Genomic DNA, 16,974 nt, shown 5'->3' with positions numbered 1-16,974 from the left:
GGCCCTTCCTGAAGATTGGATCCTGCAATGAGTGCTCCCTTTCGTACGCTCGCCTTCGTTCGCATCAAGAGAATCGACGGGGCCAACAACGGAGCGAAGCTGCTGGCCCCCTCATCCCCAGCCCTTCTCCCCCGCAAAGCCGTGGGAGAAGGGAGCCGTAGTAAGTCGTGTAGCCACCAGAGCCAATGAAGGGTGTCTTCAACCAAAACGCACGTCTCATTCACTCCTTCGCATTGATCGCGATGGTCAACTTGGTGGCCGGGTGTTCGAGCGACAGCCGGTCGCCAGGGAGCAACAACGCCGCACAGGATTCGCATTCCGATGCGATCAACGCGGCGACTGATGAGGCGACGGCTGAAGACGCATTGCAGGTCGCCCGTCGCGCGCTGATCGCTTCGCCGGAAGATCCAAAACTTCTCACCGACGCGGCTCGGGCGACGGCGGCTGCCGGTGACCGCAGAGCAGCGGCGATGCTGCTTGCCAAGGCCGCCGAAGTTGCCGATTTCAACCCGACGAGGGTCGAGTGGGCGGTGCAGGCGTTGCTGGAAGTCGGGGAACTGTATCCGGCGATCGAGTTGCTTTCCCAGGCGGTGGAAACTGAATCGGACAACCTGTCGATTCGTCGCCAGCTGTTCGGGCTGCTCGGAGAAGCCGGCAGAGTCGACTTAATTCCTGAGCATTACGAAGCGATCATTCGCAACCGAGCGTTCGACGTTGCGGTATTGCTCGCCGGCACCGATACGTCCGAACGCTTGTTTCCGCCCGAAGCGATCGAAGCGCTGATCGAGCGCAATCCAGACGACCATCGACTTCGCCTCGGCATCGCGCAGTCGCTTCGCGATCAACGCCGGTTTTCCGATGCCGAGGCGGTGTTACGTGAAATCGTCCGGCACCATGCCGGTTTTGCTCCCGCACTGGCGTTGCTCGGGCGCATGCCGGGTGTCCAGCAGGCCGGCGATCAGGAATTTTCGGAGTGGTTGAACGCCGCGTTGCCGCACTGTCGCGACCAGTCCGATTTTTGGATCGCCGTGGCAGACAGGCATTTTCAACTGGATGATTTCTCGGCCGCGCTGTCGTGCTATCTCGCAGCGACTCGCATCAGCCCGAATCGGGTGGTTCCGTGGTCTCAAACCAGCCGGGCGATCCGTCAGCTTGTTTCAGATGTGGTGATTTCGCATGCCGGTGAAAAGACGACGCTCCGTGACAACGACGCTGATCGGATCACGCGTGTATGCGACCGGCACGTCAGAAACTTGCTGGACCTTCGCATGCACCTGCAGCGATTCGGCGGCAGTGGCGAAAGCAGCCAGCATGCTGCGGTCGAGATCGCTCGGGTGCTGAACCGAATGGGGCGGCGCTGGGAAGCCGAGGCGTGGTCGGCCATCGCGATGACGCTGCCAAATGAACGCGATTCGGAATTGAGCGAATTGCGTCAGGACATCATTGAAAACCTGAAACGAAGTCGAAGCTGGAATACGCCTCCCGAATTAGCTCCGTTGGATTCTCTGGTGTCCAATCCGGTCACCCGGGTCAATCGTTCGAGTCGTTTCGTCCCCTCGACAAACCGTCCGGCTGTTCTCGGCAACGATGATGCGATTCATTGGGCTGATGAAACCCGTTCGCGAAATCTGGTCGTGCCGACGCTCCAGTACCCCGACATCGCATCAAGCTTGATCCATTCGATGGGCAGCGGCGGGGGAACGATCGATTTCGATCTTGACGGTTGGTCGGACTTGTTTTTCTGCAGCCCTGTCCGTGAGACCGGTCCGCAGACCGAACCAACAAGTGTCCTGCTGCGGAACCTTGGCGGAGTGTTCGGCAACGTGACGCTTGTGTCCGGCTGCAAGAATTCAGTTGTCGGTCAAGGCGTGGCGGTCGGCGACTACAACGAGGACGGTTTTTCCGATCTCTTTATCGCGAACGTCGGGGCGAACCGGTTACTTCGAAATAACGGCGACGGATCGTTCTCCGACGACACGCGTTCGCTCTGCACGGCGTCGATCCAGTGGACCACGTGTGGTGCTTGGGTTGACTTGGACCTTGACGGGATCGTGGATCTGGTTGCAGTCAATTATTGCTCGCTGGCCGGCGGTGTCGATCTGCCCTGTCAAAACGAGGGCCGGCCGGCTCCCTGTCACCCGGCAAAGTTTGCCGGTGACGACGACCAAGTCTTGCTGGGCAACGGCAGGGGCGAATTGGTCGATTCGTTCGGCGAACAGCTGGATCAAATCACGCCCGGACGCGGACTGGGGGTATTGGCCGGGCGATTGACCGGTGAGACTCAATCCGCGTTGGTCGCCAACGACATGTCGGCCAATCACTGGTTTCAGGTCACAAGCGAAGGTTTGATCGAAGCAGCCGTCCCACGGGGCATTGCGGTCGATGGGCAATCGCTGACGCAGGCATCGATGGGCATCGCCGGCGGAGACTTCGATGGTGATCTGGACCTGGATGTTTACGTGACGGGTTTTGCACGCGAGTACAACATTTACTACGAACAACAAACGGGCGGATTTTGGGTCGACAACACGGCCGTTCAAGCATTGATCGAACCGACGCGAATGACGGTCGGGTTCGGGACGCAAGCAGTGGACATGAACGCCGATGGGATCGACGAATTGGCGATCACGAACGGACACATCGGTGGCTTCGGTCCCGATCAACCGTCCCTGGCACAGCCGTTCCAGCTGTTTCGACGGGCGCCCCAAGGACCGTTTCAAATCGTTGACCTTGCCAGCGAGGACACCTACCTGGCGGCCAACCATATCGGGCGCGCACTCTGGAAAATCGACGTCGATCAAGACTTGGCGGATGACTTGATCATCACGCATCAAAACGCTCCGCCGGCCTTGTTGGCCAACCGCACCGTAACGGACAACCGCCGGATCGGATTCCGCTGCGTCGGCACGACCAGCTCTCGTGACGCGGTCGGAGCGATCATCGACCTTGTCGCCGGCGGTCACCCCCGTCGGCTCTGGGTGCTCTCCGGGGACGGTTACATGAGCAGCAACGAACGAATTCTCAAGGCTGGAATCGGATCCAGCGACCACGTCGATGACGTCAACGTCACCTGGCCTGATGGAACGGTCGAGTCGTTCGGAAGGTTGGCTGCCGGACGAACCTATTTGCTGATCGAGGGTGCCGGGGAGGCCTTTTTCACCGAACCACCTTCGGCCGCCCCGGCGAGTGTCGCAAATCATTCGCAAGTCGACGCAGCCGGCGGTTGATTCCTCCTGCATTTGTGGGACCCTAGCCATTCCGCCGCAGCTCAGATTTCGATTTGGCTGGACAGTCGCCGTCCTCTCCGAGGTCGGCTCGGAGCAAAGCTCCGCTTTTTCGCGCGCCGAGTTCGGAGAACACGGCGACTCTCGGAACGCATCGTCAAGTACGTCAATTGAGTTGCGGTAGACTACGAGGGTGTGACTGGCCAGCGTTCCCCATCGGCACCAAGATTAATAACAACCATGAAATCCCGTGTCTTTGCCGCATATTTACTGCTGTTGGTAGCGTCCTACGTCGCACTGACTTCAACAGTCGCTGCTGAACCGTCGCGTCCGAACATTCTGTTCATCTTTGCCGACGATTGGGGCTGGGGAGACCTCAGCTGCCACGGCCATCGGTATGTCCAAACGCCCAACATCGATCGGCTGGCCCGCGAGGGGACGGATTTCCATCGCTTCACCGTTGCCAGCGGAGTCTGTTCGCCCAGCCGGACCGCGGTGATGACCGGACACTTTCCCGCTCGGTACAACATCGACGGACACTTTGCCTGGGTGCCCAGCAACGCCAAACGCAACATGCCCGACTGGTTGGGGACCGATTGCGTGACGCTGCCCCGCTTGTTGCAAAACGTCGGCTACGCGACGGCCCATTTCGGCAAGTGGCATCTGGCCAACGACATGATTCCCGATTCGCCATCACCGGGACTGTACGGCTATGACACCTACGGTGCGTTCAACTGTTCCGGCGAGCAGATGCCGGTTCACGAAGATGCCGACCACGCGATCGAATTTATCGAGCAAAGTCATCAAGCGGGCCAACCGTTCTTTATCAACCTGTGGATTCACGAACCGCACACGCCCTTCCATGTGGTGCCGAAGTATCGCTGGCGGTTTCGAAACAGCGGTCTCGAGGAACCCGATGAGATCTATGCGGCGGTGTTGTCGCACGCCGACGATCGGATCGGCCAGGTGCTCGATGCGTTGGACCGGCTGGACCTGACCGACGACACGTTGGTCATCTTCAGCTCGGACAACGGGCCCGCACGGGCCCGCCCCGGGACGGAACTTTCGCTCAGTTACGATACCGCCACGGGGGCGGGGTTCGGGATCGGAGCGGCCAAGGGAATCACGGCCGGCCGCAAAGGGTACAAGGCGGCATTGTTCGAAGGCGGGATCAATGTCCCCTTCATCGTCCGCTGGCCGGGCAAAGTCGCCGCGGGGCATGTTGATGATCGCGCGATGATGTCCGCGGTGGACCTGTTGCCGACGTTCTGTGAAATCGCCGGTGCCTCGTTGCCGGAATCTTACGTGCCCGACGGTATCAGCCAGGTCAAAACGCTGCAGGGCGAGACCAGCGACGGTCGAAGCAAACCGTTGTTTTGGAAGATGAGCGGAAAGGGCAAACCGGGACTCGCCGACTCCTTTCATTGGGTCGATTACTGCATCGTCGATCAGAATTGGAAACTGCTCAGCGATGTCGACTCGGACTATGTCGAACTGTACGACATCGTTGCCGACCCGTATGAACAGAAGGATTTACATCAACAACGTCCCCAGGTGGTCGCCGATCTGGTCGCCAAACTTACAAAGTGGAAAGCGACGCTTCCCGCCAAACCCGATCCGAAGAACTTTTCGTCCTTGCGAGAAGGCTCTTCGGACTGACAAGCACCAAACCCAAGACAATCGTTCAAAGAAACGCCACCCAATACGTAGCTACCTTCGCCAGAAGGTGGATCCCCGACGCTTTCCACGCTCGCACCGAGCGTAGCCACGTCGAATCAACGGCCACACCCGATCAACCGTATTCCGCAACGATGCCCCCCCAACCGACCGACCATCCCCGCGCCGTCACCGATCAATCGACGCGCCGACTTCCTCGCGTTTTGATCATGCTGATGCTTCTATGCAGCGGCTTTGCGTGTCAAGACCACGCGTTCGCCCAGCAGTACGCCGAAACGCAGGACGATCAGAATACTTGCATCGCGTGGTGGCGGGACGCCAAGTTCGGCATGTTCGTCCACTGGGGCGTCTACTCGGTCGTCGGCGGTCAATACAAAGGCCAGGAACTGCCCAACAGCGCCGAATGGATGATGGCACGCGGCAAGATCCCGATTTCCGAATACGAACAATACGCCAAACAATTCAACCCCGTCGACTTTGACGCCGATGAATTCGTCGGCCTGGCCAAGCAAGCCGGCATGAAGTATCTGGTCATCACCGCAAAGCATCACGACGGATTTGCGATGTTCGATTCCAAAGCGACCGAGTACAACGTCGTCGATTTCAGCCCCTTCGGCCGCGACATCATGAAAGAGTTGGCCGAGGCCTGCCAACGTCAAGGCATCAAATTCGGGTTCTATTACTCCCAGGCCCAGGATTGGCATCACCCCGGCGGATTTGGCAACAGTTGGGACAAAAGCATCCAGCGAATCAGCAGCGATCAATACGTTCGCGAGAAAGCTGTCCCCGAGGTGCGTCAATTGCTGACCGAATACGGGCCGATCGGCATCTTCTGGTGGGACACGCCGCGGGCGATGAGCGAGCAGGCGTTCAACAGCTTGCACTCGCTGACCAAACTGCAACCCGATGTTCTGACCAACGACCGATTGGGCGAAAACTTTCCGGGCGACTACAAGACGTTCGAACGGAACATCCCCCGACAAGCACCTGCGGCCAAAGATTGGGAAGTCTGTATGCCGATCAGCGGCAGTTGGGGATACAAGAAGTCCGATACGAAATTCAAATCCACCCGCACCTTGATTCAGAATCTGGCCGACATCGCCAGCAAGGGCGGCAACTACTTGCTGAACGTCAGCCCGACCGGCAAGGGAACGTTATTGCCCCAGGCGACCGATCGACTGCGGCAAATCGGACAGTGGATGCAGACCAACGGCGAATCGATTTACGGCACCACCGCCAGCCCGATCGGAAAACCGGATTGGGGACGTTGCACCGCCAAAGTCAGCCCCGACGGAACGGCGTTGTATTTGCACGTGTTTGATTGGCCGAGCGATCAAATTTTGGAGGTTCGCGGGCTGGCCAATCAAGTCTTGTCGGCCACCTTGCTCGGCGAAGGGCAGTCCGTGACGACCGAGGTGACGGATGACGGCATCCGGGTACGATTGCCCGAACAGCCGACCGACGAGTTCAACAGCGTGATCAAATTGGTCGTCGACGGTGCACCGAAAGTCAAATCGTTGTTGCCCACCCCCGGCAAGGACGGGGTGTTGGAATTGGGGGCCGAACTGGCGTTCATTCACAATAACGAAGGCAGTCGCGACGCCGGAATTCGCCAGCACGACGGCATCGATCACATCGGGTATTGGCATGACGATCAAGCCTGGGTCGAGTGGGAAATCGAAATCCGTGATCCCGGCGACTATCGCGTGTCTTCGGTCCTGTCGGTCCAAGAACCACAAACGCGATTCCGCGTTTCCGTCCACCAGTCCGAGCTGACCGCGACCGTCACTTCAACCGGCGGATATGGACGATACGCGGAAAAGGATCTCGGAACCCTTCGAATCGACCAACCGGGCCGCATGAGTGTTCGTGTCCATCCGATCCCGGGCTCTTGGCAACCGATCAATTTGAGGCAGTTGACGTTGAAACGTGATGACCCGGCAGGGGAAATCGAGTGATCGTCGACTGTCAAGCATTCCAATCGGTTCGTGTATCATTCGGATCGTCTCCCACTTCTCTTGCCGACATCACGGAACTAGGATTCCCGCTCGACTCGTTTTCCGGAAACTGTGAATCGCCCACCGAACTCTTGTCATGAATGCACCACTTTCCTCTCGCAGCGTTTTCAACGGCAACCTACCCAAGATCGGTATTCGACCGGCCATCGACGGGCGGCTGGGAGGCGTTCGCGAATCGCTTGAAGACCAGACGATGAACTTGGCACGGCGCGTGGCCGAATTGATCTCGTCAACCGTTCGTTATCCTAACGGCCAACCGGCCGAGTGCGTGATCGCCGAAACCTGCATCGGCGGGGTGGCCGAAGCGGATCAGTGCGAAACACTGTTCCGCCGCGAAAACGTGGGCGTATCGTTGACCGTCACGCCGTGTTGGTGCTACGGATCGGAAACGATGGACATGGACCCGCTGCGTCCCAAGGCGGTGTTCGGTTTCAACGGCACCGAGCGACCTGGCGCGGTGTACCTTGCCGCGGTCCTGGCCGGGCATTCGCAAAAGGGGCTGCCCGCATTCGGCATTTACGGGCAAGACGTCCAGGAGGCGGGCGACGCGAACATGCCCGAAGACGTGCAAGCCAAAATCCTGAACTTTGTCCGCTGCGGGTTGGCCGCCGCATTGATGCGGGGCAAATCCTATCTGTCGATGGGCGGCACCTCGATGGGGATCGCCGGATCGATGGTGGACTATGGCTTCTGGGAAAAGTGGCTGGGGATGCGAGTCGAAGACATCGACATGAGTGAGTTCAGCGGTCGGATGAACAAAGGGCAATACGACCAAACCGAATACGAACGCGCCCTCGATTGGGTCAAAACGAACTGTCCCGAAGGCGACGACTACAACAGCGACAGCGCCAAACGTTCCCGCGAGCAGTTGGACAGCGAATGGGCCGACAGCGTCAAGATGGCGTTGATCGCCCGTGATTTGATGGTCGGCAATCCGAAACTGGCCGAAATGGGACTGAAGGAACAGTCGCATGGCCACAACGCGATCGCGTCCGGTTTTCAAGGCCAACGTCAATGGACCGATCACTTCCCCAACGGGGATTTCATGGAAGCGATCCTCAACACCTCGTTCGACTGGAACGGCAAACGCGCCCCGTACATCGTCGCCACCGAAAACGACGCCCTAAACGCCGCGACGATGTTGCTGGGGCACTTGCTGACCAACACCGCACAGGTGTTCGCCGATTTGCGGACCTACTGGAGCCCCGATGCGATCGCATCGGTCTGCGACGGGTATCGGCTGGACGGTCTGGCAAGCGGTGGCCTGCTGCACTTGATCAACTCCGGCCCGGCAACCCTGGACGGCACGGGCCAACAATCCGCCGCCGACGGATCGCCGACCATGAAACCGTTCTGGGAAATCGGCGACGAAGAAGTCGAACAATGCCTGAAAGCCACGACCTGGCATCCGTCGATGACGGAATACTTCCCCGGCGGCGGAATGAGCACGCGCTTCAAGACCCGCGGCGGCATGCCGGCGACGATGACTCGCATCAATCTGGTCGATGGTCTCGGCCCCGCACTGCAAATCGCCGAAGGCCACACGGTGGAACTGCCCGAAGACGTTCATGACCGGCTGGACCAGCGCACCAACCCGACCTGGCCCACGACCTGGTTCGCACCGACTTTGACCGATCGCGGCGCGTTTTCATCGACCTATGACGTGATGAATTCCTGGGGCGCTAACCACTGCGTGATGACGGCCGGCCACGTCGGTCACCTGTTCATCACGTTGGCCTCGATCCTTCGCATTCCCGTCTACATGCACAACGTCGACCGCGCCCGCGTCTTCCGCCCCAGTGCCTGGAACGCCTTCGGAACGGACGACTTGGAAGGCGCCGATTTCCGCGCCTGCGAAAACTTCGGTCCGCTGTACGGACGGAAGTAGCAAGCACTCTTGGTGCTGTCGACTCAAGCAACGCCTCGCCATCAGCCACAGATGAACGCTGATGAACGCTGATGAAGACTGATGAAGACAAATCGCCCCCGGGATTGAGGCTGGTTGGATCGACGTTGATCGTCGACCACATCGAACGCACGTTCGCCGGTGAAAGTGTCGGCATCGATCTGCACTGATCACCCAAACCAAGGCGACTCCGCCGCTACGTATGGGTCGCCTGGTTATCCGACGATCAACGACAACAATGATTCCCTAGGGCGCAAACGGATCTTCAGAACGCGTCTCCTCCCCGCGTGTGTCTGCGAACAATTCGAACAGTTTTGTCTTCACTTGCGAAACGCTTTCAAGCTTTCCGACGCTCGTTGCGATTGCCAGGCTCAGTTTCGCGGGTACCTGATCGTTGAGTAGAACAACTGCCTGATCCTTCTCAAACGCGACTGCAAGGTGGTGGGTATTAGGGTGGTTAAACTCCTTGCGGTTGATGCTGGCTATTAGCACTTCGGAAACGCCGGCGTTTTTCAGTCCAATCGAGATCGCCGATAGCTGGGCGGCCGTGGTGGTTGGAGAATATGAAACGAGAGCACGCGGAGTTTGTGAATCGAGGTTGACTAAGAGACGAAGTCCTTGCGGGATGCGATCCTCAGCCTGGGCAGATGGAGCGACGAGAAGCAAGAATGCGATCGCGGTGACGAACAACCGCGCGAATTCGATTTGCATTTCAAAATCCCCAAACGCGTATGAGTAGAACAGAGATCGTCACCGCGTCGGCACGATCGACCGGAACTCCAACAAACTCAACTCGCCGACTGCGGTACATCAATTGGTTGGCGCGGATCGGCCACGACGACCGATTGAGCCATCGCCGCTCCAGGCCAATGTACTCGATCGGAAACACTGCGTGACGTTTTACTTCGATGACGCTGCCGTTTTTGCTGGACGCCCGAAAGGCTGGCACAGAGTTTGCCGATGGCGTCACGGCCTATTGATTGAATCAGCCGTTTGGCGCGAGCCTACGGGCCCGGTGCGTTTTCTCAATGGTGCATGCCCGTACGCGCGCGAGAAACTTCGATCCCGAGGGAATACCTGCAAAGCCATGCGAAGGTCGTGAAGCGAGTGTTTCCGACCACGGATCAACCGCTGAAGTTCTTCAATGTCGTTTGCCGGTACCAATTGATGCGATTCCTTCAAGGACGTAACGTCGGCAGTCACCGCGGACGGACGTTTGACTTTTCTTTTCAATAATACGCGCAAGGCGTCCTTCGGTGCACGCAATTGTCCCCCGTCTCTTGCTCGTCGAACCATCGCAAGATCATCGGCCGCGACAATTCACAAATTGTACCGTGGACAGGTCGGTATCACCAAATTCCGTTTGGCCTCCAATTGCATCATCCCCGACGTCGCAGCTAAGGAACCGACAGTTGCGCATCTTGGCCTCTTTGAAGTCGGAACCACGAAGATCGCATCGCTCGAATGTCACGTCAGTGAGTTCAGCCATGAAGAATGACGCCCAGTACAAGTCACAGCCAGTGAACGTGATTCGTGTGAGTGTCGCACCTTCGAAGTGCGAGCCCTCGGCAATGCAATCGACGAAAGCTTCGTCTTGGGCGACGACGTCCATGTTGTCGGCGCTGTTTCGCATCGTGATCGAGCTAGGCATGGTCATCAGTCGGGGAACCATTAATGATTGGTGGTCGGACCAGGGTGACAGGGCAAAGTCCACGGTCGGACCGTGGAGCACTGCCCGCCACCCGATGGCAGGGCGTGGCGGTGTCGCGGTCAAGAATTGGGCCTTCGCTTTCGGGGGAAGCGGATCTGCCGCGCCGGGCCTCGGTGGCAGGTGAAGCCGCGTATTGGAGGAAGAGCTGGTAAAAGATTGCCTCGTCCGCTCCGATATCGCCGATGCTCGGCCGGATTACCCCTGTGCCGGAGCCGCGTTTCTTCAGCGTCACGTCGATTACGTGTATCATGGGAGGTGCGTTTTGCTCCGCACACGCGCCCACCTTCACCCGCTCTCTTGCCGAGCGGCCCTGCCTGACCGATCCGGTTGCACTCCCATCCCGAGAGTCTATTTGACCGTGAATTCCATTCGACTTCTTGTCGCAACTCTGACCGTTCTGCTGGTCGGTCTTGATCGCCTCGTGAAGGCCGCCGATCCGCAATCCTCCGCCAAACTGGATTTCGCCGCCGACATTCGCCCGATCCTCTCCGATGCCTGCTACCACTGCCACGGTCCGGATGCCAACGCCCGCGAGGGCGGGTTTCGTTTGGATGATCGCCAGGCGGTTCTGGATGCCGGCGTGCTCGCCTCCGGCGACATGCTGGAACGGCTGACGAGTACCGATCCCGATGTGCGGATGCCGCCGCCCGATTCGAATCGACGCTTGCGGCGCGGCGATCGCGCCAAATTGAAACGCTGGCTGGCCGAAGGTGCCGATTGGCCGGTCGATGATCGACACTGGGCCTTCATCCCGCCGCTGCGGCCGGATCTGCCGAAGGTGGCCGACACCACCTGGCCACGCAACCCGATCGATCGCTTTGTCCTCGCACGGTTGCAGGCGGAAGGATTGAAACCTTCGGCCGAAGCCGACAGGGCGACACTGCTTCGCCGCGTCAGTTTTGATCTGACCGGGCTGCCCCCGACGATCGAAGAGCTGGACGCCTTTTTGAACGATCGCGCCGGCGGCGCCTACCAGCGCGCGGTGGACCGGTTGCTCGAATCACCACGCTACGGCGAACACATGGCCGTCGATTGGCTGGAAGCGTCTCGGTTTGCCGATACCGATGGCTACCAAAACGATCGGCTGCGTTACATGTGGGTGTGGCGCGATTGGCTGATCGACGCCTTGAATGACAACCTGCCGTTCGATCAATTCGTCGTCCAGCAGATGGCCGGCGACCTGCTACCGGACCGCAGTTTTTTGACCCAAGTCGCGACGGGATTCAACCGCAACCATCGCATCAATTCCGAAGGCGGCTCGATCCCGGATGAATGGATCGTCGAATATGTCGCTGACCGAGTGGAAACGACCGGCACGGTGTTTCTGGGGCTGACGATGACCTGCTCGCGATGCCACGACCACAAGTACGACCCGATCTCGCAAAACGATTTTTATCGCCTGTTCGCGTTCTTCAACAACATCGACGAAGCCGGCTTGGGACCGAACAACGGCAACAGCCCGCCGTTCATCAAGGTTCCGAAGACCTGGCCGAATCTGGCCGAGGATCAATTGGAGTTCGTCATCCCCGAACCGGTGAAGATCAAGGTGGTGCAGACGTCCGTCCCGCGACCGCAACCCGGTGGCGAAGACACGGTGATGGTGTTGCACGAGCTGGACCAACCGCGCGACACCTATCGACTGGAGCGGGGCCAGTACGATCAACCGGACAAGTCGGAAAAGCTAGAACCAGCAACGCCGCCGGTCCTGGGAGCCTGGAACGAGGATTGGCCGAACAATCGTTTGGGGCTTGCCCGCTGGCTGGTCGATCCCGGACACCCGCTGACGGCACGGGTGACGATCAACCGTCTGTGGCAGCATCACTTCGGGGCCGGACTGGTCAAGACCAGCGAGAACTTTGGCGTCCAAGGGGAAATGCCCAGTCATCCGAAATTGCTCGATTGGCTGGCGACGGAATTCATCCGCACCGGCTGGGACGTCAAAGCGATGCATCGGTTGGTCGTGACCAGCGCGACCTATCGGCAACAGTCTTCGGCACCAGAAACTTTGCTCGAACGCGATCCCGAAAACCGCCTGCTGGCACGCGGACCGCGCAAGCGACTGTCCCCCTTTGCGATCCGCGACACGGCACTGTTCGCCAGCGGATTGCTGAGCGATTCGATCGGCGGCCCGTCGGTCAAACCGTACATGCCGCCGGCGATTTGGAGCAGCATTTCCAACGCGAAGTACAAACAGGACACGGGGGAAAAACTGTATCGCCGCAGCATGTACACGTACTGGCGACGGACCGTCCCGCCGCCGACGATGATGGCATTCAACGCCGCCGCCCGCGAGACCTGCATCGTGCGGAGCGACCAAACCACGACGCCGCTGCAAGCACTGACGATGATGAACAACATCACCTTCGTCGAAGCCGCACGGCACTTGGCCGAGCGGGTGATGATCCCGGACGCCGGGAACCAATCACAGGCAATCGCCAGGGCGTTTCGGTTGGTGACCAGTCGACAACCGCGACCGGACGAGCTTGCCGTGCTGGTCGAGGACTTCGACGCGTACCGAGAGGAATTTCGAAAGGCGCCGGATGCCGCACGGCGCTTGCTGTCGGTCGGCGAAACCCTTAGCTCGCCCGAATCGGATCCGGTCGAGTTGGCGGCACTGGCGTTGGTCGCCAACACGATCCTGAACCTGGACGAGGCCATTGCGGAGAACTGAGATGAATCCCTCGGAAGAATTCAAGCGACAACACAACCGACGCGCCTTTTTGGGCGGCAGTGCGTTGGGGCTGGGATCGATCGCGGCAGGTTCACTGCTCGGCTCACTGCTCGGTGCGGCCGAATCGACGCCCCTCCCAGCCGGCGTTTCCTCGGCCGTTTCGACGATCGCTCCCAAAGCCAAACGTGTGATCTATCTGTTCCAGTCCGGCGGCCCGTCACAGATGGACCTGTTTGATTACAAGCCGGACTTGGCCAAACGATTCGGTGAAGAAGTGCCATTGTCGGTTTACCCGGCCGAGCGAAAGACGACGATGACATCGGGGCAATCATCCTTCCCGGTCGCGCCGAGCACGTTCAAGTTCCAACAACACGGTCAGTCGGGCATTTGGCTGAGCGAGACGCTGCCGCACCTGTCCAAGGTGGTCGACGAGATCTGTGTCATCAAAAGCATGTACACCGAAGCGATCAATCATGACCCGGCAGCCACGTTGTTTCAGACCGGTTCGGTGATCGCGGGTCGGCCCAGCATGGGGGCTTGGGTGAATTATGGCCTGGGCACCGAGAATGCGAACCTGCCCGCGTTCGTGGCAATGACGTCCAACGGCTCGGCCAAGGCCGGTCAACCACTTTATGACCGGTTGTGGGGCGCGGGATTCCTGCCGGGACGATTCCAGGGTGTAAAGTTCCGCGGCCAGGGCGATCCGATTTTGGATCTGTACAATCCCGCCGGCGTCACGCAAACCCAGCGCCGCAGGATGTTGGATTCGATCGAAAAACTGAACCAAGACCGCGCCGATCACTTCAATGATCCCGCGATCGCCACCCGGATTGCCCAGTACGAACTGGCCTACCGGATGCAAATGAGCGTCCCGGAATTGATCGACGTCAATGACGAACCCCAAGCGGTGCTGGACATGTACGGACCGCAGGCGACGCAGGTCGGAAAGTATGCCTACAACTGCTTGTTGGCGCGTCGGTTGGCCGAGCGAGGTGTGCGATTCATCCAGCTGTACCATCGCGGTTGGGACGCGCACAACAACGCGCAAAAGCAAGTCCCGGCCCAGTGCCGTGACACGGACCAACCCACCGCGGCCCTGCTGAGCGATCTGAAACAACGCGGCATGCTGGATGAAACGCTGGTGATTTGGGGCGGCGAATTCGGTCGGACGGTGTACTGCCAAGGCAAGTTGACGGACAAGATTTACGGTCGCGATCACCATCCCAATTGCTTCACCTATTGGATGGCCGGCGGGGGCATTCGCGGGGGGATGACGTACGGCGAAACCGACGAATACAGCGTGAACGTGGTGGAAAAACCCGTCCATGTGCACGACCTGCAAGCCACCATCTTGGCCCAGTTGGGGATCGACCACGAACAGCTGACGTACCGCTACCAAGGCCGCTATTTCCGCCTGACCGATGTGCACGGCAACGTGATCAACGAGATCGTCAGGTCGTGATGGGTGCGGAGGCTTGAGAAAGGCAGGTCAAAAAATCGGCAGGTCAAAAAATGGCAGGGCTGAAATGGTTTGCACGGGGTGCATGGCAATCTTCTTACCTCCAAAATTTTCCTACCTCTCCACCCAGCCTACGAGCCCCTTCACGGCGGTGGGGATCCGGATAGAGATGGCAGAATGATTCGGGGCAGAATGATGAGGGTGCATGTGGGCTAACGCCAAACGACTGACCTCACCAAGGACCTAACAGCCCCACCAAGAACCTAAGCGTTGGGTGACCGTCTCGGTCCCCCCAATTCATTTTATGACCAGCCCATTTTTTGACCAACATTCGTCCCGCCCGGCGCAGGATTGTCGCAGACCTGGACGGCCCCTTTGAATACGCTACAACGACCGACAGCGAACAATCCGTCCGGTTCGAATCACCACGAGATCCACCATGCTTTTGTTGCGTTCAGCACGTCCGGTCCTTTCAACACTTGGCGTTTTCACGCTACTCCTCGCCGGTCGGTCGAACGGCAACGCCGCCGAACCGGCCAAGCCGGTGTTCAAGGACGGCGAGGCTCAGGTGGTCAAAGCGTTTGAAGATTCCGACTATTGGATCCGCCATGACCTGTGGGTCGAAACCGAATTCGATTCTGACGGCGACGGCAAACTGGATCGGATGCACGTCAGTGTGACCCGCCCGCGTCAAACCGAAAGTGAAGGGTTGAAGTTGCCGGTGATCTACAACTCCAGCCCCTATTATGCGGGCACCGGCGCCAAGGGACAGGAGTACTTTTGGAACCCGCGCCAGGAACTCGGCCAGGCGCCGCCGGAGCGGAAACACTTCGGCCCCGTCGAGCGAACCGGGATGCGTCCGATCATCTCCAAGCGGCACGAGAAAGACTGGGTCCCGCGCGGCTACGTCGTGGTTCATTCTTCGTCGCCCGGAACAGGACTCTCGCAAGGCTGTCCGACCGTCGGTGGGGACAACGAATCGCTGGCCCCCAAAGCGGTGATCGACTGGCTTTGCGGCCGCGCCGATGGATACACGACTCCCGATGGCGACGAAACGGTGACGGCGGATTGGTGCACCGGCAAGGTCGGAATGACGGGAACGTCGTACAACGGCACCATCCCCTTGGCGGCGGCGACGACGGGAGTGGAAGGACTGGAAGCGATCATCCCCGTTGCCCCCAACACGTCGTACTATCACTATTACCGTTCCAACGGCCTGGTGCGACATCCGTACGGATACTTGGGTGAAGACATCGACTATCTGTACGACTTTATCCACAGCGGCCCCGAAGCGCGACGTGACTACTGTGATTGCAACGTCCGCGATGAGGAAATGCTCAAGCAGTTCGACCGGGTCAACGGTGACTACAACGACTTTTGGGCGGGACGCGATTACCTGAACGATCTAGAACCGCTGAAGGCTGCGGTGCTGATGGCACACGCCTTCAATGACTGGAATGTCGTCCCCGAGCACAGCGTACGAATCTATGAGGCGCTCAAAGCCAAAGGCGTTCCGACCCAAGTGTTCTTTCACCAGGGCGGGCACGGCGGTCCGCCTCCGATCAAGATGATGAACCGCTGGTTCACGCGTTACCTGCACGGCGTGGAAAACGATGTCGAAAAGGACCCGCGTGCGTGGATCGTTCGCGAGAAAGACAAACAAGACAAACCGACGTCCTATCCAGATTACCCCAATCCTGACGCCGAACCGGTGACGCTTTACCTGTCCGCCGGCGCCCCCGAGCCGGGATCGCTGGGTATCACGCCGACCAAAGACCAGGGGACCGAAACGCTGGTCGACAACTTCTCGTTCGACGGTGCATCGCTGGCACAAGCCGAATGGACCGAGCATCGGTTGATCTACACCACGCCCGAATTGAAGGCGCCGATCCACGTCTCCGGAACGCCTCGGATCACGATCAAACTGGCCAGCAGCAAACCGGCGGTCAATCTATCGGTGTGGCTGGTCTCACTGCCGTGGAACAACGACAAGAACGCCAAGATCACCGACAACATCATCACCCGAGGCTGGGCCGATCCGCAAAACCGGAACTCGATCACCGAAAGTGAACCGTTGGTGCCCGGACAGTTTTACGAGGTGTCGTTTGATCTGCAGCCCGACGATCAAATCATCCCCAAAGGCCAGCAGATCGGTCTGATGATCTTTTCCAGCGACAAAGATTTCACGCTGCACCCCAGGCCGGGAACGGAACTGACGATCGACCTGGACGCGACCTCACTGTCGCTGCCCGTCGTCGGTGGCGAGGAGACGCTCGGCAAGGCGTTTTGACGCAAGATGTCAGTGATT

The 16,974-nt window shown here is 59.2% G+C and carries 9 protein-coding genes; 7 read left to right on the top strand and 2 right to left on the bottom strand.

Annotated features, from left to right (window positions below):
- The first annotated feature begins 185 nt into the window (after positions 1–185).
- The 4 genes from Mal15_RS09695 to Mal15_RS09680 all read left to right on the top strand — a co-directional run bounded on the left by Mal15_RS09695 (position 186) and on the right by Mal15_RS09680 (position 8,807).
- Positions 186–3,227, top strand: a complete 3,042-nt coding sequence (locus tag Mal15_RS09695; RefSeq protein ID WP_147867569.1) for a CRTAC1 family protein — start codon at positions 186–188, stop codon at positions 3,225–3,227.
- A gap of 237 nt (positions 3,228–3,464) precedes the next feature.
- The gene (locus Mal15_RS09690; protein ID WP_147867568.1) at positions 3,465–4,883 is read left to right on the top strand and encodes a sulfatase family protein; all 1,419 of its coding nucleotides are present in this window, start codon (positions 3,465–3,467) and stop codon (positions 4,881–4,883) included.
- A 152-nt stretch (positions 4,884–5,035) separates the two neighbouring features.
- Positions 5,036–6,859, top strand: a complete 1,824-nt coding sequence (locus Mal15_RS09685) for an alpha-L-fucosidase (protein ID WP_233903373.1) — start codon at positions 5,036–5,038, stop codon at positions 6,857–6,859.
- Positions 6,860–6,995: 136 nt separating this feature from the next.
- Positions 6,996–8,807: an L-fucose isomerase gene (locus Mal15_RS09680; RefSeq protein WP_147867567.1), complete on the top strand. Its 1,812-nt coding sequence runs from the start codon at positions 6,996–6,998 to the stop codon at positions 8,805–8,807.
- Between the two features lie 264 nt (positions 8,808–9,071).
- On the opposite strand, the gene Mal15_RS09675 is transcribed toward Mal15_RS09680, so the two are convergent.
- Positions 9,072–9,536, bottom strand: a complete 465-nt coding sequence (locus tag Mal15_RS09675; RefSeq protein WP_147867566.1) for a hypothetical protein — start codon at positions 9,534–9,536, stop codon at positions 9,072–9,074.
- Positions 9,537–10,128: 592 nt separating this feature from the next.
- Positions 10,129–10,476, bottom strand: coding sequence for a pentapeptide repeat-containing protein (locus Mal15_RS09670; protein ID WP_233903372.1), 348 nt, complete (start codon positions 10,474–10,476; stop codon positions 10,129–10,131).
- Between the two features lie 418 nt (positions 10,477–10,894).
- Here Mal15_RS09670 and Mal15_RS09665 point away from each other — a divergent pair, with 418 nt between their 5' ends.
- The 3 genes from Mal15_RS09665 to Mal15_RS09655 all read left to right on the top strand — a co-directional run bounded on the left by Mal15_RS09665 (position 10,895) and on the right by Mal15_RS09655 (position 16,956).
- On the top strand, positions 10,895–13,207 hold the full coding sequence (locus Mal15_RS09665; protein ID WP_147867564.1) for a PSD1 and planctomycete cytochrome C domain-containing protein: 2,313 nt from the start codon (positions 10,895–10,897) through the stop codon (positions 13,205–13,207).
- A gap of 1 nt (position 13,208) precedes the next feature.
- Entirely contained in the window at positions 13,209–14,669 is a 1,461-nt protein-coding gene (locus tag Mal15_RS09660) for a DUF1501 domain-containing protein (RefSeq protein WP_147867563.1), read from the top strand.
- 436 nt (positions 14,670–15,105) lie between these two features.
- Positions 15,106–16,956, top strand: a complete 1,851-nt coding sequence (locus Mal15_RS09655) for a Xaa-Pro dipeptidyl-peptidase (protein ID WP_147867562.1) — start codon at positions 15,106–15,108, stop codon at positions 16,954–16,956.
- Positions 16,957–16,974 lie beyond the last annotated feature (18 nt).

The sequence above is a fragment of the Stieleria maiorica genome (assembly GCF_008035925.1).
Lineage (GTDB): Bacteria > Planctomycetota > Planctomycetia > Pirellulales > Pirellulaceae > Stieleria > Stieleria maiorica.
The sequence above is the reverse complement of the archived record's forward strand: the minus strand, read 5'-3'. Positions and strand labels throughout refer to the sequence as shown.